Consider the following 22,580-nt stretch of genomic DNA (forward strand, 5'->3'; position numbering starts at 1 on the left):
GCCATGCTCCTGACACCCAATGCCATGAGCTCCGGCTTGCGTACGGGCCTGTACCTGACCACCGGCCTGATCGCGCTGTTCCTGTTGCTGCCGATCCTGTTCATCGTCCTTCTGTCGTTCGGTTCGTCGCAGTGGCTGGTGTTTCCACCGCCCGGCTGGACGCTGAAGTGGTATCAGCAGTTTTTTTCCAACCCGGACTGGATGGCTGCGGCCATGTCCAGCTTCAAGGTCGCGATCCTGACCACCCTCGCCTCGGTGGCGCTGGGCCTGCCCACTGCGTTCGCACTGGTGCGCGGCCGGTTCCCGGGGCGTGACTTTCTGTATGGCGTATTCACACTGCCGATGATCGTGCCGCTGGTGATCATCGCCGTCGCGGTCTACGCGCTGTTTCTCAAGCTCGGTTACACCGGCACGCTGTTTTCCTTCGTCGTCAGCCATGTGATTGTCGCCTTGCCGTTCACCATCATCTCGATCATCAATTCGCTGAAGCTGTTCGATCAGTCCATCGAGGACGCCGCGGTCATCTGCGGCGCTTCTCGCTTGCAGGCCATCTACAAGGTGACCTTTCCCGGCATCCGCCCGGGCATGATGGCCGGTGCGCTGTTCGCGTTCCTGGTGTCGTGGGACGAAGTGGTGTTGAGCGTGATGATGGCCAGCCCGACCCTGCAAACCCTTCCCGTGAAAATGTGGACCACCCTGCGTCAGGACCTGACGCCGGTCATCGCCGTCGCCTCAACGCTGCTGATCGCCCTGTCGGTGCTGATCATGTTCATCGCCGCGACCCTGCGTCGCCGCAACGAAGCCAGGAGTACTTCATGAGTGCCGTGATCAAAGACCCCGCCCATCAGCAACAGAACACACTGGTCAGCCTGTGTAATCTGAACAAGCACTACGGAAATTTCGCCGCCGTCGACGACATTTCCCTGGACATCCAGGACGGCGAATTCCTGACCTTCCTGGGCTCCAGCGGCTCGGGGAAAAGCACTACGCTGTCGATGCTTGCCGGCTTCGAAACACCCAGCTCGGGCGAGATTCTGGTGGGCGGCAAATCGCTGGTGAATGTACCGCCGCACAAGCGTGACATCGGCATGGTGTTCCAGCGCTACTCGCTGTTCCCGCACCTGTCGGTACGCGACAACATTGCCTTCCCGCTGGCGATCCGCAAATTGCCTGCGGCCGAGCGCGAGAAGAAAGTCGATGCGATGCTCAAGCTGGTTCAGCTGGAAGCCTTCGCTCATCGTCGCCCGTCGCAACTGTCAGGCGGCCAGCAGCAGCGGGTTGCCATCGCCAGGGCACTGGTTTACGAGCCGCGCATCCTGCTGATGGACGAGCCGCTGGGCGCACTGGACAAGAAACTGCGCGAAGACCTGCAGGACGAACTGCGCCAGTTGCATCGCCGACTGGGCATCACCATCGTCTACGTGACCCACGACCAGGAAGAAGCCATGCGCCTGTCACAGCGCATCGCCATCTTCAGCCATGGCAAGATCGTCGGTCTGGGCTCGGGCTATGACCTGTATCAGGACCCGCCGAATGCCTTCGTCGCCTCGTTTCTCGGCAACTCGAACTTCCTCAGGCTCAAGGCCCAGGGCAATGCCGTGGCGACGTTCGAAGGCAGCACACTGGCGATTCGCCTGACCGCAGGGCTGAAGACCGATCAGGACGTGCTGCTGATGGTGCGCCCGGAGAAAGCCCAGGCACTGAGCGTGTCCCAGGCAGCGGCCATGCCGCTCGAAGCAGGCTGGAACGAGGTCAACGCCACGGTCCATGAAGTGCTTTTCCTCGGCGAGAGCCAGACGTGCTCGGTGGTTACTGCAGGAGGCACTGCCATGACCGTCAAAGCGCTTTCCGCGAACGGCATGTCGCTCAAGGTGGGCGACCCGATGCGCGTGCGCTGGGCCGCTGCCGACGCCTGCATCTACACCGAGTGGACAGACAGCGACCTGAACAAGGCAGCTGGCACCCACTGACGGCGCATTGCGTGCCTCAGTGGTTGACGGGCGAAGGATGCAGGGCAAGGTAGTCGCGCAGAAACTCCACCGTGACGCGGACCTTGGCCGAACTCATCAGCGGTGACGTATGCACCGCCCAGATGTCTGCATCCTGACGGTAATCCGGCAACACCTGAACCAGCCGGCCCTCGGCCAGGTCAGTGCGCACATCCCACAGCGAACGCAGTAACACCCCGCGCCCGTCCAGGCACCACTGGCGGGCGATTTCGCCGTGGTTGGTGGACAGGCTGCCGGTCACCTTGACGGTTTCGGCACCCTGCGGCCCGTTGAGGTGCCAGATGCCGAACGGCCGGTCGCGCTCCTTGATCACCAGGCAATCATGATTGGCCAGCTCGCCAAGATTAAGCGGCGTGCCATGACGGTTGAGGTAGACGGGGCTCGCGCACAGAACACGCCAGTTGCTGGCCAGATGCCTGGCGCGCAGCTGCGGGGCGATTTCGTTGCCGACGCGGATATCCAGATCGACGCCCTCCTCGACCAGATCGACCAACCGGTCCTGAATGTCCAGACGGATATCCAGCTTCGGATAACGCGCGGCCAGTTCCGACAACGCAGGCGCGACGAAACGGCGGCCAAAGCCCTGGCTGCTGACGACCCGCAACAAGCCACTCGGCTCGCCATGCAGGGCAGCCACTTCGTCGCCCATCTGCTGCACTGAATCAAGCATGCCTCTGGCCCACTCGTAGACGCGCTCGCCATCTTCGGTAATCGACACCTGCCGGGTCGAGCGGTGCAGCAACACCACACCCATGCCCTGCTCCAGCAAACGGATGCGCTTGCTGACATAGGCAGCGGACATGCCCAGCTCGTCCGCAGCCCCGACGAAACTTGAACGCCGGGCCACATGAACGAACACATTCAAATCATCGAGGCTGGGGTATTTATTCACGATTCGTGTTTTCTCAGTCCATTAATCAGCTGATTATCTTTATATCGTGCGCTTATAGCATGGATGGCCTGTGCAACTCATTCATCGCCCATCCGTAATGGATGGATTCATAGAGAGCGCCGCCATGAACAACAAGAAACTGCGTATTGCTGCCATCGCTGGTGACGGCATCGGCCTGGAAGTGCTGCCTGAAGGTGTACGCGTGGTGCAGGCCGCCGCCGCACGGCACGGGCTGGAACTGGAGTTCGAATACTTCGAATGGGCCAGCTGCGATTACTACCTGAAACACGGCAAGATGATGCCGGACGACTGGTTCGAACAGCTCAAAGGCTTTGACTCGATCTTCTTCGGCGCCGTCGGCTGGCCGGAAAAGGTCCCGGATCACATCTCGCTGTGGGGCTCGCTGCTCAAGTTTCGCCGCGAATTCGACCAGTACGCGAATATCCGTCCGGTGCGGCTGTTTCCCGGCGTCCCCTGCCCGCTGGCCAATCGCGAACCGGGCGACATCGACTTTGTCGTGGTCCGGGAAAACACCGAAGGTGAATACTCGTCGCTGGGCGGGATCATGTTCGAAAACACTGAGAACGAATTCGTGTTGCAGGAATCGGTGTTCACCCGTCGCGGTGTCGATCGCATTCTCAAGTTCGCCTTCGAGATGGCCAGCAAACGCGAGCGCAAGCACGTGACCTCGGCGACCAAATCCAATGGCATGGCCATCAGCATGCCGTACTGGGACAAGCGCACCGAAGCGATGGCCAGCCAGTACCCCGGCATCAGTTGGGACAAGCAACACATCGACATTCTCTGCGCCCGTTTCGTGCTGCAACCAGAACGCTTCGACGTGGTAGTGGCGTCCAACCTGTTCGGCGACATCCTCAGCGACCTCGGCCCGGCCTGCGCAGGCACCATCGGCATTGCGCCGTCAGCCAACCTCAATCCCGAGCGCCACTTCCCGTCGCTGTTCGAACCGGTTCACGGCTCGGCCCCGGACATCTTCGGCAAGAACATCGCCAACCCGATCGCCATGATCTGGTCGGGTGCACTCATGCTCGAATTCCTCGGCCAGGGCGACCAACGCTTCACCGCGGCCCATGACGAGATTATCACGGCCATCGAGCAAGTGATCGCCAACGGCGACGTCACACCGGATCTGGGCGGCATGCTTTCGACTCAGCAAGTCGGTGCGGCGATTGCCGAGCGGGTTTCTGCAGTCCGTTAAGTGTTTTACTCAACGTTCGCTGGCTCGCTGCGCTGTTCCAGCAACTCGACAAAGCGAGTCAGGCTGCGCGACACCGTGCCGCGTCGCCAGATCAGCCAGGTGTGCAGATAGCGAAACTTCTCGGACAGCGGCCAGATACTGACGGTGGCACAGCCGGGCATACTTTCCAGCATGCTGCGCGGCATCAGCGCCAGCCCGGCACCGGCGCTGACGCAGGCGAGCATGCCGTGGTAGGACTCCATTTCGTGGATCTTGCCCGGCACTGCCGCGTCTTCAGTGAACCAGCGTTCAAAGTGATGGCGGTACGAGCAGTTGGCACGAAACGCATAGATACTCTCTCCGCTGACATCGCGCCCGCGCTTGACCGGCGCATGATTGAGCGGCGCGATGATGACCATTTCTTCTTCGAAGACTGGCACACCCTCGAGCGATGGATGCTGCACCGGCCCGTCGACGAAGGCAGCGACCAGCCGACCGGCCAGCACGCCGTCGATCATGGTTCCGGACGGGCCGGTGGAAAGGTCCAGTTCGACCTTGGCGTTCTGCTGGTTGTAGGCGGCCAGCAGCGCAGGAATTCTGACCGCAGCCGTGCTTTCCAGCGATCCCAAGGCAAAAGGTCCCTGTGGCTCCTCGCCGGAAACGGCCGAGCGCGCTTCCTGCACCAGATCCAGGATACGTCGAGTGTAGTCGAGAAAATTCCAGCCGGCGGGAGACAGGCGCAAGCGGTGCTTCTCGCGAATGAACAGGTCGACGCCCAGGTCCTGCTCCAGTTGCTTGATGCGCGTGGTCAGGTTCGAGGGCACTCGATGGATGTGCTGAGCGGCGACGCTGATGCTGCCGTGTTCAGCCACCGCCTTGAAGATCTCCAGCTGAACCAGATCCATATCATTCTCCAAACATGAACGTTACGATCATTATTATTCAGTTTTAGAAAGCATTGCACGCCTATATTCTGGTGCCACTTCCACCTCAACAGGATGGCGCAATGACTACTGTCACCAGCAACACCCATGCAATCTCGATCAACCCTGCCACCGGCGAGCAGATCGGCCACTACGCGTTCGAATCCGCCGCTGCGCTGGATCACAGCCTGTCGCGAGCGGCTGCCGGTTTTGCAGGCTGGAAGCGCACACCGGTTCAGCAACGTGCACAACTGATCGTCGCCATGGGTCAGGCCCTGCGCGATGACGTCGAAAACATCGCACGCATGATCAGCCAGGAAATGGGCAAGCCCGTCACCCAGGCCAAAGGCGAGGTCGAAAAATGCGCGCAGTTGTGCGACTGGTACGCGGCGCAAGGCCCGGCGATGCTGGCGGCCGAAGCGACGCAGGTCGAGAATGACAAGGCGCGTATCGAGTACCGTCCGCTGGGCCCCGTTCTCGCGGTAATGCCATGGAATTTCCCGATCTGGCAAGTGCTGCGCGGCGCGATTCCGACCCTACTGGCTGGCAATACCTACGTGCTCAAGCACGCGCCCAACGTAATGGGTTGCGCTTACCTGATGCTCGACGCGTTCAAGCGTGCCGGCTTCCCGGAGGGTGTGTTCGAAGTCATCAACGTGACCCCGGAAGGCGTTTCAAACGCCATTGCCGACCCGCGCATCGCAGCGGTCACCCTGACCGGCAGCGTGCGTGCCGGCCAGGCCATCGGCGCGCAGGCCGGTGCGGCACTGAAGAAGTGCGTGCTGGAACTGGGCGGCTCCGACCCGTTCATCGTGCTCAATGACGCAGATCTGGATCAGGCTGTGAAGGCAGCGGTGATTGGCCGCTTCCAGAACACCGGGCAGGTCTGCGCAGCGGCCAAGCGGCTGATCATCGAGCAAGGTGTGGTCGAGGAGTTCACCCGCCGGTTCGTCGAGCAAACGCGTCGACTGGTGACGGGCGATCCCCTCTCCAGCGAAACCTACATTGGCCCCATGGCGCGCTTCGATCTGCGCGACGAGCTGGATACTCAAGTGCAGGACACGCTCGCCGAAGGCGCCACCCTACTGCTAGGCGGCAAAAAGGCGGAAGGCCAGGGCAATTATTATCAACCGACCGTGCTCGGTGACGTTACCGACCGGATGACCTCGTTCAGGCAGGAGCTGTTCGGGCCGGTTGCGTCGATCATCACCGCACGCGACGCGCAGCACGCCCTGGAGCTGGCCAATGACAGTGACTTCGGCCTGACCGCGACGATTTATACCCGCGACCTGCAACTGGCCGAGCGCATGACCGAGGAACTGGAAACAGGTGGTGTGTTCATCAACGGCTACAGCGCTTCAGACCCGCGCGTAACCTTCGGCGGTGTGAAGAAAAGCGGCTTTGGCCGTGAGCTGTCGCACTTCGGTGTACGCGAGTTCTGCAATGCGCAGACCGTGTGGCGGGATCGTCACTGAGGGTCCAGCAGGTAAACAGCCGTTGCAGGACTGACCAGCGCTGCGATCCGCATTGCTCACGAAGAGGCTGGTGCAGCCGCTGGATATCTGCTGATCAGTCAATCTGCCTTCGCGAGCACGCTCGCTCACGCGGGAGCAATGTGTATGCAGTGAGTGAGCTTGCTCAGAAGAGATTGGTGCAGCCTCTGGGTATCTGCTGATCAGTCAGTCCGCCTTCGCGAGCAAGCTCGCTCCCACAAGAGCCATGTGTATAGGAGTGAGTGAGCTTGCTCAGAAGAGATTGGTGCAGCCGCTGGGTATTTGCTGGTCAGTCAGTCTGCCTTCGCGAGCAAGCTCGCTCCCACGTGAGCGGTGTGTGGGAGTGAGTGAGTGAGCTGGCATCCACGGGAGCCGGTGTGTATCGGGGAGTGGGAGTGAGCTTGCTCACGAAGAGGCCCGTACGGTCGGCGAAGATCGTCAGAGTCAGACATCGCGATTATTCGTCGCCCGTTTCCACCACCGCAGGCTCACCGATCGTGTAGAAATGCCCACCCGCGACGTAATGCAGGCTGCGCCATTTCGGATCGGCTTTTTCAAATTCCCAGTGCCCGTCTTTGAACACACGGGTATCGGCCCAGGCGCCGACGACTTCGCCGATGAACAGGTCGTAGGTCTGCTGATTGTGCGGCTCGGGAATGACTTTGCAGATCAGCCACGCCGAGCAGCCTGCGACCAGCGGCGAGTCGTGACCGTCGATGCGGAACAGGTCCACGTTGGCCTTGTCCAGCTTGTCCGGGGTGAAGACCTTGCTCTGGGTGCCGACGTCGAAGGTCATCTGTAATTGATCCAGATTGGGCACCTGCAAGGCAAAGTAGCCGCTTTTCTCCACCAGCCCACGGGTCTTGGTCATCTTGTCGATCACCAGCGTCACCTTCGGTGGCGAGAAATCCAGCGCGCAGGCCCAGGCCGCAGCCATGACGTTGTGCGTGCCCTCGTGGCTGGATGAGACCAGCACAGTCGGCCCGTGGTTGAGCAAACGGTAGGCTTTTTCCAGCTCGACAGGACGAATATGATTGTCCACTTGAAACCCTCGAAAACATGATTCGTGCCGCTACCGGCAAGGCAGCGAAATAAGGCATTGTGCGTACATCAGCAGAACTGCAGGTTGCGCCAAGCAAGCCGCGCGCGTCCTCTCCTTTCACCCACTCATAAGGTTTCGGATTGAGCAGGATAGACAGCCAGATACCCGAAGTGTTCGCCCTGGTCCTCGCAGCGGGCCGCAGCAGGCGCTTTGCCGGTGACAAACGGCAGGCGCTTCTGCCCTGCGGGCGGACCCTGCTGACTGCAAGCCTGGAAAACGCGCAAAACGCATTTGGCAAAACCGCTGTGGTATTGCGCCCTGATGACCAAGCGGATGCATTGGGGATTGCCTCGAACGTCATGATTATCCGCAGTGAACACGCCGAACTGGGCATGGGCCATAGCCTGGCCAGCGCGGTTGCGGCAGTGATGGACTCCTCTGCCGATGCGCTTGCCATTGTCCTCGCGGACATGCCCTGGATACAGCCGCAGACCCTGCATGAACTGGCCGGAATGGCCGATCCTCAGCGCATCGCCCTGCTCATGTATGAGGGCCAGCGCGGCCACCCGGTGATCATCGGCAGACAATTCTGGCCAGCGCTGCTGAAGCTGGAAGGCGATCAGGGCGCGAAGGCCCTGATCATCGACAACCCGGAGGCGTGTGACGTACTGCATTGCGATGACCCTGGCATCCTGCGCGACGCAGACACCCCGTCAGCGCTGGCAGAAGCCTGCCGGCAACACCTCACACTTCGGCGCGACTGACACCATTGGCCACCCGCAGGATGTCAGCCATCACCGCAATGGCGATCTCGGAAGGAGTCTTGCTGCCCAGATTCAGGCCGATGGGCGCATGAATCCGGTCCAGTACCTGAGCGTCGAGCCCGCCAATCCGCCCCAGACGCTCCAGACGTTTACTGCTGGTGCGCATCGAGCCCATCGCGCCTATGTAGAACGCCTCGGTACGTACCGCCTCGAGCATGCTCAGATCGTCAAGCTTCGGATCGTGCGTCAGCGCCAGTACGGCCGTCGAACTGTGGCAGCCGCCCTCGGCAATAAACACCGCAGGCAGCACGCCGCGCACCTCGACACCCGGCATTGAAAACCCTGAGGTGACCTCGACACGAGGGTCACAGACGATGACCTCATAGCCCATCGCAACGGCAAAACTGGCGCAGAACTCTGCTACCGGCGACAGCCCGGCAAGCAGCACGCGATACACAGCGCCCATGCGGATGCTGATGCGCTCGCCATCGATCTGCACCCGCGACTCGCCCATCGTCGCAGTCCCGATCTCTCTCTGCACACCGCCCAGGTGCACCTGCCTGCTGACCAGTTCGCGCCCGGCCAGCGCCTGCTCGATGGCGGCCAGATGTGCATCGGCTTCAGGGCCTGACGCGATGAACTCAATCAACACATCCAGCACACCGCCGCACGGTAGGGCCCGCGTTGGCGCGAAGCCGCCGTCGCCGTAGCGAACCACCTGATTGACTGGCTCGAACTGCCCCGCAGCGACGCGCTCTAGAAAATCCTCTTCCACGCAACCACCGGACAGAGAGCCGCGATGCTCGCCGCTGCCCAGCGCCACCAGCATCGCTCCCGGCCCGCGCGGGGCCGAGCCGAATGTGGAAAGAACCGTGCACAGCCAGACGGGCTTGCCGCTGGCCAGCCAGTCACGCGCCTGTTGTACAACCTGCAAATCAAGCTGTTTCATGACTACAACCCTGCCATCAGTTTTTCCTTGCTGATCGGCAGGCTGCGCACGCGTTTGCCCGTCGCGTGATACACCGCGTTGGCCACCGCAGCGGCCAGCCCGGTTACACCGATCTCGCCGATGCCTCGTGCGCCGAATTCACCCAGGTTGTAGTCCGGATAATCGAGCAACAGGACGTCGATGTCCGGTTGATCGGCATGCACCGGCACCACGTACTCGGCGTAATTGTTATTGACCGGCATGCCGCTGCGAGGATCGTATTCACCGGCCTCGAACAAGGCCATGCCGATGCCCATCACAATCGCGCCTTCCACCTGATTGCGTGCCGCCAGCGGGTTGACCACTTTGCCCACATCAATGGCGCTGACCACCCGCGAGACGCGCAGGCTGGAAATACCAGGATCCCAGCGCACCTCGACAAAATGCACACCGAACGAGCGGAATGAGTACTTGCCCGATTCAGGCATGCCGCTCTGGAAAGTGCCCTCGGCACGCGACAGACGTTGACCGTTCAGCACATCGACGAAGCTCGCACGCTGCTCGCCCATGACCAGTTGACCGTTCTCGACCTTGATCGCTTCGGCGTCCTGTCCGGCGAACACTGCATCCTTGCTGACGGCGTACTGGCGCAGCTTCTGCAAAGCTTCGCGGGTGGCGCCGGCAATCGCCGGCATCACGCTGGCGGTGACCCAGGAGCCACCGGACACCGGGCCTGCCGGGAAGGAAGAGCTGCCCAGTTCCACTTCAACACGCTCCATGGGAATGCCGGTCAACTGGCTGACGGTCTGCGCGACGATGGTGTAGGTGCCGGTGCCGATGTCCTGCAAGCCGCACTGAGCCAGCGCCGTGCCGTCGGAACGCAGAATAACCCGCGCATCGGTGGGCACCTGATAGGCTTCCCAGTTGCAGGCGCCCATGCCGTAGCCAATGATTTCATCGCCTTCGCGCATCGAACCGACGTCGGCCTTGCGCGCGTGCCAGCCAAACCGCTCGGCTGCCTTGTCGATGGCTTCAGGCAAGTGATTGCTGGACCACGGCAGGCCTGCGCTCTGATCCTTGTCAGAGAGGTTCAGCTTGCGGAATGCCAAAGGGTCCATGCCACTGGCCAAGGCCATTTCATCAATGGCCGACTCCAGTGCAAACAGGCCCGGTGCCGCACCCGGCGCACGCATGGAGGTCGGCGTGCCGCGGTTGATGGGGCTGATCTTGTGGCTGACCAGCACGTTATCGCAGGCATACAGACTCTTGGTCACGCCACCGCAGTTTTCGGTGTAGTCATCGAGCATCGAGGTGTTGTTGAACGACTCGTGACGAATCGACACCAGCTTGCCGCTCGCATCAGTGGCCAGACGCAGGCGCTGGCGAGTTTCCGGGCGGTGGCCGACGGTGGTGAACATCTGCGCACGCGGCAACACCAGTTGCACCGGGCGCCCGGTGACTTTGGCAGCGGCGCAGGCTGCGACCGAATGCGGCCACGGCCACAGCTTGCCGCCAAAGCCCGAGCCAATGAAGGGCGCGCGCACTTCCACACGGTCGGGGGAAAGGTCAAAGACGTTGGCCAACAGGTTGCGGTGGTTGACCACGCCCTGGGTGCTTTCATAGACAAACAGCTTGCCGTCCTGCCACCACGCGGTACTGGCGTGCATTTCCATCGGGTTGTGCACTTCAACCGGTGTGGTGTAGGTCTGATCGACTTTCACTTTTGCGCCGACGAAGGCGCTGTCCGGGTTGCCTCGATTGTGCCCTGCACCGCCATCGCGGGCGCCATTGACACGCATACCCTCGTCAAGGTCCTTGACCGCCGGACGCTCGTCGTAATCAACCGTCACGCGATAGGCCGCCGCCCTCGCCTGCTCGAAGCTCTCGGCCACCACCAGGGCCACGAACTGGCCTGGGTAGTAGACACGGTCATCCTCGAACGGCAGGCGATGCTCGTCTGCCTTGCTGGCCGAGAGCATCTTGGCAAAGCTCAGCTTGGTGTTCGGAGTACGGTGCAACGAGGGGAAGTTGTCATGATGAAAGATATCGACCACGCCAGGCATCGCCTTGGCCTGCTGATCCTTTATCGCCACTACACGCCCGTTGGCGATAGTGCTGTAGACGCCATAGGCGTAAAGCATCTTGCCCATCGGATGGTCTGCGGCATAGCGCGCCTGACCACTGACTTTCTTGCCGCCGTCGATACGACGCTGCGGCACACCAATGATGTTTTCGCTCATGAGATATTCCTAGGCCGTAAGGTCACGAAGGTTGCGGACGATGACCTGCTGACCCAGCGGGATCTTGAAGGCGTTGTGTTCATAAGCCCGCGAGCCCTTCATCGCCAGCGCTGCGACCTGCGCGAAGGTGTCGAGGTCGGCACGTTGACCGATCAGCGCACGTTCGGCTTCCAGGGCACGCCATGGCTTGGTGCCCACGCCGCCCAGCGCAATGCGCGCATCGGCAATGCGTTTGCCGTCCATCACCAGAATCACGGCACTGGACGCCAGGGCGAACTGGTAAGAAGTACGGTCTCGCAGCTTCAGGTAAGACGAGCGGCTGCCTGATAGCGGCGCGTCGAGGGTCACATGAGTAATGAGCTCATGGGGCGCCAGGGCATGTTCGCGCTCTGGCGTATCGCCGGGCAGCAAATGAAAGTCAGCGAACGGGATATCACGCGAGCCATTGGCGCCCTGGACGGTAACCTGCCCGCCGATGGCCGCCATGCCGACACACATGTCTGACGGATGCGTGGCAATGCAGTGATCGCTGGTGCCCAGCACCGCGTGCACACTGCGGTTCATCCCGCCGATGGCTGCACAGCCGGAGCCCGGTTGGCGCTTGTTACAGGCTGAAATACCGTCACGGAAATACGGGCAGCGCACACGCTGCATGAGATTGCCGGCGGTGGTCGCCTTGTTGCGCAACTGGGTCGAAGCACCGGCAAGAATCGCTTCGGACAACACCGGGTAGCGCTGCTGCACCAGCGAGTGGCTGGCCAGGTCGGTATTGCTGACCAACGCACCGACGCGCAGGCGCCCATCAGGCAGCGACTCGACCTGTTTCAACGCCAGATGATTGATGTCCACCAGCTGCTGCGGCTGCATCACGTCGAGCTTGACCAGATCCAGCAGCGTGGTGCCACCGGCGAGGTAGAAGCGTTGCCCGTCACCGGAGGCTGTGTTGAAAGCCTGCGCGGGCGAAGCGGCGCGAGCGTAATCGAAAGTTCGCATCAGGCGGCGCCTCCCATTTTCGAGCGCGCAGACTGCACGGCAGACAGAATGTTCTTGTAGGCACCGCAACGGCAGATATTGCCGCTCATGGCCTCCCTGACGCTGGCGTCGTCGGACGCAATGTTCGGGTCCTTGAGAATTGCGACCGCGCTCATGATCTGTCCTGAGGTGCAATAACCACACTGGTAGGCGTCGTGTTCCCAGAACGCTTCCTGTACCGGGTGCAGCTTGCCGTTCTCGGCCAGCCCTTCGATGGTGGTAATGCTGTCGCCCTGATGCTGAACGGCGATCGACAGACAGGAGTTGATCGCCAGGCCGTTGACCAACAGCGTGCAGGCGCCGCACTGACCATGATCGCAGCCCTTCTTGGTGCCCGTCAGTTGCAGGCGGTCACGCAGCACATCGAGCAGAACCGCATTGGCCGGCACGTTCAGGGTATGAACCTGGCCATTGACCTTCAACTGAATGCGCTGCTCACCCGCTGCGGGTGCGTCGCTGTCTTCGACCACGGGGGCCGCAGGTGCCAAAGGCGCCGCCTGCAGCATGCCGTCGGAAGGTATCCAGGTAGACAGCGTGGCCGCTGCAATGCCGGACGCACCGAACTTCAGAAAGTTTCGGCGTGAGGGCTGCACGGCACTGCTGTCGACAGCAGTTTCCTTGTGCTTCTTGGGTTCGGTCATCAGGATCACTCGGTAATAGCCGTCGCTGCTGTAAAGCGACGGGCGTTATGGTGTAGTCAGCGGCGTGGGCGTACTCCTGCTCACTGACGTGCTGCCTGTATTTCAGGGGGGTGATCAAAGCCAAAACGCTATCACCCGTTATAAGTGTTTAACTGGTCTGCGCTTCTAAAGTTCCAACTGTTTGACGGACGCCTGTATCCGAACATTGCAACCACGGACGTGGCGGCCGTATACGGACCCTAACAGGAGGTCGGCGCGCTGATTAGTCAGGCAAATGCACACGTCGTTATGAGCCTGGCTCATGAATGCACAAGAGCCGGATGAGCGTGCTATTCGGGAGATGTCTGGATCGAGCGTGGATCGAGCGGCAGCGATATACGCCAGGCGGCTAAAGACCCGGAGGAAAATGACGATACAGATAGGCAGTGGAAGGCCGTGAAGTGTCTAAATCAAGCCATTCGTGGCCAATTTGATGATGGCACCTCGCAACGGGGGTGCACATTATGCGAAAATACCGCGTCTTTGCCGGTATGCCACCGAGGGTGTGTCGCAGTACGCGTCGATAAAATTGCGCGTCAAGCGTGCCTCCATGCTCCGATGCGGCGTCTCAGACTCCGTGAACAGGCTGACCAGGTGTGTCTCGCAAGTAGCTCAGGGAGGAAGACTCTCGGGCATCGCAGCACACCAACAGAGCAAATGTCACTCATGACGCTGAATCCAATGATGATAAGAAGTCAGCGCAGCAGGACATAAATTGAGGTCTCGAGCGGTATTATATTGGCCTTGTATGTCCACCTCTAGTCCCCGTGGGTGCGAGTGTTTGTCGCAGGCTTCGCTGCATGTGACAGGCCGTTTCCCCAGGAGTAGTCGGCGGATGGCGTTTATCAGATGGATGACAGAATGTTTAAGAAAGTGAACACGGCCCTCCTGGGTCTGGCCATTTCCATGGGCCTGATGCCCGTGCAGGCGGCTGAAACCAAGAAAGTCGACGTACTCCTCGTCGGCGGCGGCATCATGAGTGCCACCCTCGCCGTCTGGCTCAACGAGCTGGAGCCGAGCTGGTCGATGGAAATGGTCGAGCGCCTCGACGGCGTCGCCGAAGAAAGCTCCAACGGCTGGAACAACGCCGGTACCGGTCACTCGGCGCTCGCCGAACTGAACTACACCCCTGAAGACAAGAACGGCAACGTCGACATCTCCAAGGCCATCGAGATCAACGAAGCGTTCCAGATCTCCCGTCAGTTCTGGTCCTGGCAGGTCAAGACCGGCGTTCTGAAAGACCCGCGCTCGTTCATCAACTCCACGCCGCATATGAGCTTCGTGTGGGGCGACAACAACATCCAGTTCCTGCGCAAGCGTTACGCAGCATTGCAAGCCAGCCCGCTGTTCAGCGGCATGCAGTACTCCGAGGACCACGAGCAGATCAAGAAGTGGGTCCCGCTGATGATGGAAGGTCGTGACCCGGCACAGAAGCTGGCCGTGACCTGGAGCCCGATCGGCACCGACGTCAACTTCGGCGAGATCACCCGTCAGTTCGTCTCCAATCTGAAAGCCAAGCAGAATTTCAATCTGCAGTTGTCGAGCGAAGTCCAGGACATCAATCACAACGACGACGGCACCTGGCGCGTCAAGTACAAGAACCTGAAAGACGGTACCGTTACCGAGACCGACACCAAGTTCCTGTTCATTGGTGCCGGCGGTGCAGCTCTGCATCTGCTGCAGGAATCCGGTATTCCGGAAGCCAAGGAATACGGCGGCTTCCCGGTCGGCGGTTCGTGGCTTGTCACTGACAACCAGACCCTGGCCATGCAGCACATGGGCAAGGCCTACGGTATCGCGTCCACTGGCGCGCCACCCATGTCGGTTCCGCACCTGGACACCCGTGTTCTGGACGGCAAGCGCGTGATCCTGTTTGGCCCATTCGCGACCTTCTCGACCAAGTTCCTGAAAAACGGTTCCTACTTCGACCTGCTGACCAGCACCACCACGCATAACGTGTGGCCGATGACCCGCGTCGGTATCGAACAGTACCCGCTGATCGAATACCTCGCCGGTCAGGTGATGATGTCTGACGACGATCGCTTCGCTGCTCTGAAAGAATACTTCCCGAACGCCAAAAAAGAAGACTGGCGCCTGATGCAAGCCGGTCAGCGCGTACAGATCATCAAGCGCGACGAAGAGAAAGGCGGCGTTCTGAAGCTGGGTACCGAAATCGTTGCTTCCAAGGACGGCAGCATTGCCGGTCTGCTGGGTGCTTCGCCAGGTGCTTCGACTGCAGCGCCGATCATGCTGGGCGTGCTTGAGAAAGTCTTCAAGGACAAGGTAGCGACTCCGGAATGGCAGGCAAAACTGCACCAGATCGTGCCTAGCTACGGCACCAAGCTGAATAACAATCCGGACCGTGTTGCTGAGGAATGGGCTTACACATCCGAAGTCCTGCAGCTGACTCCGCCACCGCCGGTGAACAAGACAGGTAATGCTCCAACACCTGCACCTGCTGCCCAGCCAGCGAAAAGCAATCCAGCCAGTGACATGGCGCTCTAAGGCTTTCACAGCTTGAGCAAAGCCCCGCCAGACCCTGTCTGGCGGGGCTTTTTTTTGCACGCCGTTGCACAAGCAAACCCTGCCGACATGAAAACACGTCGAACTCTTCGCTGCGTTCATTCCTCCAATCAGGACGACACACAGAGAGGAACTGCAATGAGCAAGCATACTGACAAGCCTTACAGCTACACGCCTGAACAGTCCGCGCCAACGACAGACCAGTCCGGCAAGCCGGTTGATGTGGTGCGCAAGGACATTGCGCAGGAGACCCCAGAAACCGAAGGCGTGGACAAGGTCATCACCCCGACGTCCATCAAGGAAAAAGAGCAGGATGCCGAAACGCTTCGCGCTAAAAATCGTGAGCTCGAGCGCAAGTTGAACGGCCAGGGCTGATTGCCCAGCGGGTCCATAGCAACCCACCCTTGCCGATAATTCGCTAAAAACGGCAGGCAGGGCCTTAAAAGCCCATACCTGCCAACTGGCAGGCATTTCCCCTCATAGTCAGTTAAAACCACGCGTCCAACGGGCACCTGTTATGGTGACCCACTTCCTTCTATCTCTGGCTTGTATAAGCAGAGCGCATCATCCAGGTCTCCACGCCGCACTTTCGCGGCAACCTCGCATTTTCTTGCGCTGTCCATCCGGGCCGCTGGCCGCCCAAATTTCCGTTGCGGCCGACAAAAAATCATCTGAATCGCGTTCAGCGTCGAACGACTGCGCTTCGTCCCAAGCAGCGGCTGGCTGTTCCCGGCTGAAACACCCTGTGGAGTTCACGCAATTGATCAAGGACATGCTGGATGCAACGCCTGACGCAGCGCTTGAAGCTGCGCTTACCGAATGTGCCCGAGAGCCGATCCGTGTTCCTGGCGCGATTCAGCCGCATGGCGTATTGCTCAGCGTTGCAGGCGATCCCCTTTGCATTGAACAGGTCAGCGCCAATTGCGCGACAGAACTCGGAATGGCCGCTGACGAGTTGCTGGGCAAGCCTTTGTCATGGCTGCTGGCGTCCGAACAGTCGGCCCTCGTCGACCATGCGTACAGCCACCCCGCTGCCCCAAACCTGGACCCGATAAAACTGACGATCGGAACGGCCCACTACAGCGCCTCGCTGCAGCGTACCGACGACGTGCTGATTATCGAGCTGGAGCCTTTCGTGGAAACCGGTCATGGGCAGTCCAGAATCATTACCAGGGTGTTGCGCAACCTGCAGGCCGCCACCACGCTGGAAACGCTGTTCGATATCAGTGTGCACGAGATTCAGGCGCTTACCGGCTATGACCGGGTGATGATTTACCGGTTCGAGCCCGAGGGTCATGGCAAAGTCGTTGCGCAAGCTCTGACCGGGCCACTGCCCAGCTACAGCGGCTTGAACTTCCCCGGTTCGGACATTCCCGCCCAGGCGCGAGAGCTGTATCGGCTGAACTGGATCCGGGTGATTCCGGACGCTACCTACGTTCCCGTGCCCCTGATACCGACCCTGCGCCCGACGACAGGGGAACCGCTCGACCTGGGCTTCTCGACGCTGCGCAGTGTGTCTCCGGTGCATTGCGAATACCTCAAGAACATGGGCGTGCGCTCGTCGATGAGCATATCGCTGCTGGATGGCGGCGAGCTCTGGGGCCTGGTTGCCTGCGGTCACCCCGAACCGTTGTTGGTCTCCAGAGAGCTGCGCGATGCCTGCGCGATGATCGGTCAGTTACTGTCGGTGAAAATTTCTGCCATTGTCGCGACTAATATCCAGCGCGAGCGGGAAGAGAAAGTTGTCCTGCTCGGGCAACTGGCAGACGCCATGAGTCGTGCCAATCACGAAGTGCTCGACGGGCTGGTGAGCCGGCCCGAACTTCTCATGTCGCTGACACTGGCAGACGGTGCGGCTGTGCTGATTGACGAACAGGTTCACCTGTTTGGCACCTGCCCTTCAATCGAACAGGTGCGTGAGCTGTACACCTGGATACGCGACACCGGCCTGGCACATCAACGGACCAGACTGCGGGCGACGGGCTTGCAGGGGTTGGGGGTTTTCCACACCAACTCCATGCAGAGGGAGCTTGCCAACAGCGCCGCTTACAGAGACGTCGCGAGCGGCGTCATCGCGTTCACGCTGCCCAAGCCGATTGATAACGCAGTGATGTGGTTTCGTGCCCAACTCACCTCGACGATGAACTGGAGCGGCAACCCGACCCACCATGTCAGCACCAGCCTGGAGAGTTCCGCGAGCCATCGCCTGCACCCAAGGCAGTCTTTCGATATCTGGGAGCAGGAGGTTACCGGCATTGCCAGCCCGTGGTCGCGCGCAGATCTGTATGGCGCTGAAGACATTCGTCGTTCAGCTCTGGAGAGCGACCTGGAACGTCAGGTGCAGCGCGAACAGGAGGCGGTTCGTTTGCGTGATGAGCTGGTCGCCGTGGTCTCCCATGACCTGCGCAACCCGATGTCGATCATCATCATGCAGTGCGGCATGATGCAACGCTGGGCGGTGGGCGACACGCACTTTGAAAATCGCAATATCCGGCGTGCGCTGGGCACCATCGAGAAAGCCACGACCCGCATGAACAGCCTGCTGGAAGACCTGCTCGACACCGCGCAGATCGAAGCCGGCCGTTATCAGCTCTCGCGCCTGCCGCTGAGTGTCACCAGCCTGCTGGAAGAAGCCTGCAGCCTGCTGGTGATGCTGACCACCGAAAAGAACATCGAGCTCAACTGCACCGCCGCGCAAGGCCTGGTGATCGATGCGGACCCGGAGCGAATCTTTCAGGTGCTTTCCAACCTGGTCGGTAACGCCATCAAGTTCACCCCGAAAGGTGGCCGAATCAACATCGACGCGGTCGCCGATCAGAACGAAGTGCTGTTCAGGGTCAGTGATGACGGAATCGGCATCCCGGTCGAACACCTGCCTTTCATTTTCCAGCGCTACTGGTCCGTCAAAGAGGGCAACCCACGCGGCAACGGCCTTGGCTTGTATATATGCCAAGGCATCATCACTGCCCACGGCGGCCGTCTGTGGGCCGACAGTTCAGTAGATTCGGGAAGCGTATTTTCCTTCACACTACCCGTGCATCAGGGGCTGGACGGTGTTGGCGAAACGACATTTCTAAAGCAGAGCGGTACGACTCATCGGCTGGCGCAATCGATCTCCAGCAAGCTCGAACGCCAGCAACTGGAAGATCGTCTGACCCGCGCCGGTTTGCTGAACGAACTGAACCACCGGGTGAAAAACACCCTGGCGACCGTCCAGGCCATAGCTTCTCTCACCGTCAATAGCTCTGCGTCGCTGGGCTCCTTTCACAAGAGCTTCGATGCGCGCCTGTTTGCCCTGAGCCAGGCGCACGATGCACTGGCGCGTGCAGAATGGATTTCCACCGAACTGGTCGACCTGATAGAGCAGTTGCAGGAGGTAGACGCGGGGGTACACAGGATCAGTTTCGAAGGCGATCCGGTGACCCTGGAACCGCGTTTTTCACTGACACTTTCCATGGTGCTCCATGAGCTGATGGCCAATGCAGTGCAACACGGTGCACTTTCTTCTGCGGCAGGCCAGGTGACGGTGACCTCTACGCTGACGGCCGAACACACTCCCCCCACGCTGAAGATCGAATGGAAAGAAACAGGCGGCCCGCCGGTCGTCGCAACCACTGTGAAAGGCTTTGGCTTGCGCTTGATACGCCGCAGCATCGAGCGAGAACTCAAAGGCCAGGCCGACATGCAGTTCGCCCGTACTGGGATCATCTGGTCAATGCTGATCCCTTGGCCAGACAAACCGGAAAGTAGCTTATGAGTTCAGAATCAGACGATCAGACCTCGCTCCCCAAAGTGCTGTTGGTGGAAGACGAGACCATGCTCGCGATGTTGATGGAAATGATGCTCGAGGACTTGGGTTTCGCGACCGCCTACCACGCAAGCACGCTGAACGACGGCGTTGAATATGCGCGTCACGGCGAGTACGACCTGGCCATCCTGGATATCAACATTATCGGCGGCAACTCGTTCCCGATAGCCGCCGCCATTGCCGACCGCGGCATACCCTTCATGTTTTGTTCCGGGTACGGGCGGCTGGGGATCCCCGACACGTGGATTGACCGGCGCTGCGTCGCCAAGCCGTTTAGCGCCGAGCAACTGAACGAAGCATTGCATGAGCTGCTTCAGGTCTGAACACCACGGCCGTTGGCGACCGTCACCTGGCCCTAAGGTGTGCAACGATTGACTGCAGCGTGAGCGCGTCCCGGACAGCGGCTCCGCTGGCCGTGTTGTCGAAGATGCACCAGGTGTCGATTCCCGCCGCCACAGCAGTCGACATCTGCCCAGCCAGACCGTCCAGACGCTCGACCGAATAGGCGCTGTGATAAATTTTCGGCGCACCGTGCAGGCGCCAATAGTGAGCCCCCTGCCAGCCACCGGGCAGGTGTCCTTCACTGATAACGCCAGGATCGGCAGCCACCTGCGCAATGCGATGCTCGATCAGCAGCGCCTGAGCCTGCCGCCAGGATTCATGGCGCGGTTCCAATACCACCCTCCCGGCGTACTGACTGCGTAATGCTCTGAAAAACTCGTCAGCTATTGGTGGTGCGTATTCCAGTGAGGGCGGAAGCTGGACCAACAGACAGCCCAACTTGTCACCCAGCGCAGTACATTGAGAAAGAAACGTGGTCAGCGCGACCTCGCATCCTCGCAGGCGGTGTTCGTGAGTGATGAGTTTCGGCACCTTGACCGAGAAGCGAAACCCGGCGGGCACCGCCTGCGCCCAGTGTGCGTAGGTCTGAGCGCGGTGAGGGCGATAGAACGAGCTGTTGATCTCGACCGCGTTGAAGCGCGAGGCATAGCGTTGCAAGTGGCTGCCTTCGTCAGGGAAGTCGGGCCAGTGCTCACGCGCCAGGCTCCAGCCTGCACAGCCGATATAAAGTCCCGGCATCATCAATACAGCACCTTGCCGGCCTCACGCATGAAGATTTCAACGGTCTTGGGACCGACACCGGCGAACTCGCACAGTCGCTTCTCGAAGTGCGCCCGGTCCTCACTCACTTCGCGGATTCGGCCTATCTTGCCCGCGTAATCGTCATTGAGCTTGGCGCACAGCGCAGACAATCGATACGCCGTTGACTCGTCGTAGCGCACGTAATGGGCCTGCCCGAGCATGGCGACCAGCTCTCGGTGAGTGCCGTGAGCAAGCTTGCGCGGGGTGTCGCGCTGGTGTTTTTCGACGATAACGCGGTAGGCCTCGCAGGCTATGTCGGCCTGAATGCGCTTGCCCATCAGGAAGCTGGCGACAAACCACTTGAACAAGGCCTTTTCGAGGTCCTCGCTGAAACAGATATTCAACTCTGCAGCATCAATGGTTCGTTTCATGACGTCTGTTACACCTCGCTGCTGCAGCCACCGGACGCGCCGTTCGAGCACGGTCCTTGTGGTACAACCGACCGCTCCTCATCAGCAGGGGTTTTCAAATAACGTCGAACGGGCGACAGACGGTATTCGGCTTGACTGCCAAGTGAACAAAGTCGCTGCGGTGCTGGCTGCCGGTCAGGGCGCTCCGAACAGCATGGTCCAGTACACGCCGTAGTCAGCGTTGGTAGCTGTCGCATAAGCTGCGCCGACTTCGGTAAACATCGGGTTCATCAGGTTGGCGCAATGCCCCGGGCTGGCCAGCCAGCTCGCCATGGCCTTGCTGGCCGTGCTCTGCCCTGCGGCGATGTTTTCACCGATCTGCCGTCCGCCGTAACCGGCAGCACGCGCGCGATCCGCTGGCGAGTCATTATCAAAACCGCGGTGGGTAAAGTAATTCTCGCTGGCCATCGACTGGCTGTGCCCCTGCGCGGCAGTTTCCAGTGTGGTATTCCAGCTCAACGGCCGAGCCGACGGAAAAGGCCGCTTGCCACACAGGCGTGGCTCGGCACGCGCGGCATTGACCTGCGCCAGCAGCGCCTGTGCAGCCGAGCGCGCATCTTCAAGGCTCTCGTCGATCAACGGCTTGGCCAGCACCACGCGCCAGTCACCACCCTGCCGGGTGATGCCGATGTCAGCGTATTGCGGATCGAGCAACGCGCCGCAATAGCGGCTCCTGAGCATGTCGAAGGCTGCACCGGCGCTTTGCGCGCCGGCCAGTCGCAAGGTCCGCACAGTGACCGCCTGATAGCCGGATGCCTTGAGTGAATCACGTAAATTACCGCTGAAGCCGATCGGCAATGCCACGCTGGAATTGAGCGCCAAGGCTCTGGAGATGTTTGTGGTCCGCGCTTCGCAACGCTGCGGTTGGCCCCGGAAATCGTTGATCGCCTGGACCAGTTGTCGCTCTTCGGCAGCGCTGACAGAGCCCGCGTACAGGGGCAGCAACGGGACCAGGTACAACCAGGTGCGCCAGGAAAAATGGGGCAATGCGGGCATGAGAACGGACTCGAAGAGGAAAGGCGTGGCATGCATTTCAGCGTCGAAATAAGACCCGGAAAATCGCTTATGGTTCACGCTGCCCGCTTGAGGACGGCAACGCCATGCGCTACAGCTTGCCGATCTCTCCAGTGGCCTCACCAATGCTGGCAAGCGTTACTTCCATATCATCGATAGCCTGTTCAAGTGCCGCGAACGATTGTTGAATGGCCTCCCTGTCGTCCACTGTCTGATGGCCGCGCAGGCTGTCGGCACGCTCGAGTTCACTGAGTTGCAGATCACCCACTTGCTCGCGCAACGATTGCAGGGTTGCGCAGACTGACCTGAACTGCTGCTGGCTGCTATTACTCATGTTCGCCTCTTGGCTGATCCAACAGATGTCTCATTGAGACCCCTCCTCCACGCAATGCTCCATCTTTTTTGCAGAAAGTGTTTATTGCAGCTTCAAGCCGCTAACAGCGCCGCCGGTCCAGTCCAGTCCCGATCGTTTTGAATTTAC

The 22,580-nt window shown here is 60.4% G+C and carries 20 protein-coding genes; 9 read left to right on the forward strand and 11 right to left on the reverse strand.

Annotated features, from left to right (window positions below):
• Positions 1-3: 3 nt before the first annotated feature.
• Positions 4-819 carry an ABC transporter permease gene (locus JOE33_RS02250; protein WP_187625880.1) on the forward strand — a complete coding sequence of 272 codons (816 nt, stop codon included), beginning with the start codon at positions 4-6 and terminating at the stop codon, positions 817-819.
• Positions 816-1,970, forward strand: coding sequence for an ABC transporter ATP-binding protein (locus tag JOE33_RS02255; protein ID WP_187625879.1), 1,155 nt, complete (start codon positions 816-818; stop codon positions 1,968-1,970). The genes JOE33_RS02250 and JOE33_RS02255 overlap by 4 nt, the downstream gene beginning before the upstream one ends.
• A gap of 16 nt (positions 1,971-1,986) precedes the next feature.
• On the opposite strand, the gene JOE33_RS02260 is transcribed toward JOE33_RS02255, so the two are convergent.
• Complete coding sequence (locus tag JOE33_RS02260) at positions 1,987-2,901, reverse strand: LysR substrate-binding domain-containing protein (RefSeq protein WP_054992869.1); 915 nt, start codon at positions 2,899-2,901, stop codon at positions 1,987-1,989.
• Positions 2,902-3,025: 124 nt separating this feature from the next.
• Here JOE33_RS02260 and JOE33_RS02265 point away from each other — a divergent pair, with 124 nt between their 5' ends.
• The gene (locus JOE33_RS02265) at positions 3,026-4,120 is read left to right on the forward strand and encodes a tartrate dehydrogenase (RefSeq protein ID WP_163023532.1); all 1,095 of its coding nucleotides are present in this window, start codon (positions 3,026-3,028) and stop codon (positions 4,118-4,120) included.
• Between the two features lie 5 nt (positions 4,121-4,125).
• On the opposite strand, the gene JOE33_RS02270 is transcribed toward JOE33_RS02265, so the two are convergent.
• Positions 4,126-5,004, reverse strand: a complete 879-nt coding sequence (locus JOE33_RS02270; protein WP_032613950.1) for a LysR family transcriptional regulator — start codon at positions 5,002-5,004, stop codon at positions 4,126-4,128.
• A gap of 101 nt (positions 5,005-5,105) precedes the next feature.
• Here JOE33_RS02270 and JOE33_RS02275 point away from each other — a divergent pair, with 101 nt between their 5' ends.
• Entirely contained in the window at positions 5,106-6,497 is a 1,392-nt protein-coding gene (locus JOE33_RS02275; RefSeq protein WP_187625878.1) for an aldehyde dehydrogenase family protein, read from the forward strand.
• Positions 6,498-6,972: 475 nt separating this feature from the next.
• Here the strand turns inward: JOE33_RS02275 and JOE33_RS02280 are convergent, their stop codons facing one another.
• The gene (locus JOE33_RS02280) at positions 6,973-7,557 is read right to left on the reverse strand and encodes a flavin reductase family protein (RefSeq protein WP_003410134.1); all 585 of its coding nucleotides are present in this window, start codon (positions 7,555-7,557) and stop codon (positions 6,973-6,975) included.
• Between the two features lie 140 nt (positions 7,558-7,697).
• Between JOE33_RS02280 and JOE33_RS02285 the strand changes: the two genes are divergently transcribed.
• Positions 7,698-8,321 (forward strand): nucleotidyltransferase family protein, encoded by a 624-nt coding sequence (locus JOE33_RS02285; RefSeq protein ID WP_187625877.1) that lies wholly within the window; start codon positions 7,698-7,700, stop codon positions 8,319-8,321.
• Here the strand turns inward: JOE33_RS02285 and JOE33_RS02290 are convergent.
• The 4 genes from JOE33_RS02290 to JOE33_RS02305 are packed head-to-tail and all read right to left on the reverse strand — an operon-like array spanning position 8,302 to position 13,162.
• Entirely contained in the window at positions 8,302-9,270 is a 969-nt protein-coding gene (locus JOE33_RS02290; protein ID WP_187625876.1) for an XdhC family protein, read from the reverse strand. The genes JOE33_RS02285 and JOE33_RS02290 overlap by 20 nt on opposite strands.
• Positions 9,271-9,272: 2 nt before the next feature.
• A complete protein-coding gene (locus JOE33_RS02295) occupies positions 9,273-11,489 on the reverse strand; it encodes a xanthine dehydrogenase family protein molybdopterin-binding subunit (RefSeq protein WP_187625875.1) in 2,217 nt (738 codons plus the stop codon).
• A gap of 9 nt (positions 11,490-11,498) precedes the next feature.
• Positions 11,499-12,482: a xanthine dehydrogenase family protein subunit M gene (locus tag JOE33_RS02300; RefSeq protein ID WP_187625874.1), complete on the reverse strand. Its 984-nt coding sequence runs from the start codon at positions 12,480-12,482 to the stop codon at positions 11,499-11,501.
• On the reverse strand, positions 12,482-13,162 hold the full coding sequence (locus tag JOE33_RS02305) for a (2Fe-2S)-binding protein (protein WP_010429931.1): 681 nt from the start codon (positions 13,160-13,162) through the stop codon (positions 12,482-12,484). The genes JOE33_RS02300 and JOE33_RS02305 overlap by 1 nt, the downstream gene beginning before the upstream one ends.
• Before the next feature lie 900 nt (positions 13,163-14,062).
• On the opposite strand from JOE33_RS02305, the gene mqo reads away from it, so the two are divergent.
• The 4 genes from mqo to JOE33_RS02325 all read left to right on the forward strand — a co-directional run bounded on the left by mqo (position 14,063) and on the right by JOE33_RS02325 (position 19,855).
• Complete coding sequence (gene mqo / locus JOE33_RS02310; RefSeq protein WP_010429929.1) at positions 14,063-15,706, forward strand: malate dehydrogenase (quinone); 1,644 nt, start codon at positions 14,063-14,065, stop codon at positions 15,704-15,706.
• A gap of 156 nt (positions 15,707-15,862) precedes the next feature.
• A complete protein-coding gene (locus JOE33_RS02315) occupies positions 15,863-16,099 on the forward strand; it encodes a hypothetical protein (RefSeq protein ID WP_010429928.1) in 237 nt (78 codons plus the stop codon).
• A 397-nt stretch (positions 16,100-16,496) separates the two neighbouring features.
• Positions 16,497-19,481 (forward strand): ATP-binding protein, encoded by a 2,985-nt coding sequence (locus tag JOE33_RS02320; RefSeq protein ID WP_187625895.1) that lies wholly within the window; start codon positions 16,497-16,499, stop codon positions 19,479-19,481.
• Entirely contained in the window at positions 19,478-19,855 is a 378-nt protein-coding gene (locus JOE33_RS02325) for a response regulator (RefSeq protein ID WP_010429923.1), read from the forward strand. Before JOE33_RS02320 ends, JOE33_RS02325 begins: the two co-directional genes overlap by 4 nt.
• A 22-nt stretch (positions 19,856-19,877) precedes the next feature.
• Here JOE33_RS02325 and JOE33_RS02330 read toward each other — a convergent pair whose 3' ends face one another.
• The 4 genes from JOE33_RS02330 to JOE33_RS02345 form a co-directional block, all read right to left on the reverse strand.
• Complete coding sequence (locus JOE33_RS02330) at positions 19,878-20,615, reverse strand: DUF72 domain-containing protein (RefSeq protein ID WP_187625873.1); 738 nt, start codon at positions 20,613-20,615, stop codon at positions 19,878-19,880.
• Positions 20,615-21,046 carry a DNA methylase gene (locus JOE33_RS02335; RefSeq protein WP_187625872.1) on the reverse strand — a complete coding sequence of 144 codons (432 nt, stop codon included), beginning with the start codon at positions 21,044-21,046 and terminating at the stop codon, positions 20,615-20,617. The genes JOE33_RS02330 and JOE33_RS02335 overlap by 1 nt, the downstream gene beginning before the upstream one ends.
• Before the next feature lie 174 nt (positions 21,047-21,220).
• Positions 21,221-22,081: a CAP domain-containing protein gene (locus tag JOE33_RS02340; protein WP_010429915.1), complete on the reverse strand. Its 861-nt coding sequence runs from the start codon at positions 22,079-22,081 to the stop codon at positions 21,221-21,223.
• 109 nt (positions 22,082-22,190) lie between these two features.
• Positions 22,191-22,433, reverse strand: coding sequence for a hypothetical protein (locus tag JOE33_RS02345; RefSeq protein WP_187625871.1), 243 nt, complete (start codon positions 22,431-22,433; stop codon positions 22,191-22,193).
• Positions 22,434-22,580 lie beyond the last annotated feature (147 nt).

This window comes from Pseudomonas sp. PvP027, assembly GCF_017833005.1.
Lineage (GTDB): Bacteria > Pseudomonadota > Gammaproteobacteria > Pseudomonadales > Pseudomonadaceae > Aquipseudomonas > Aquipseudomonas congelans.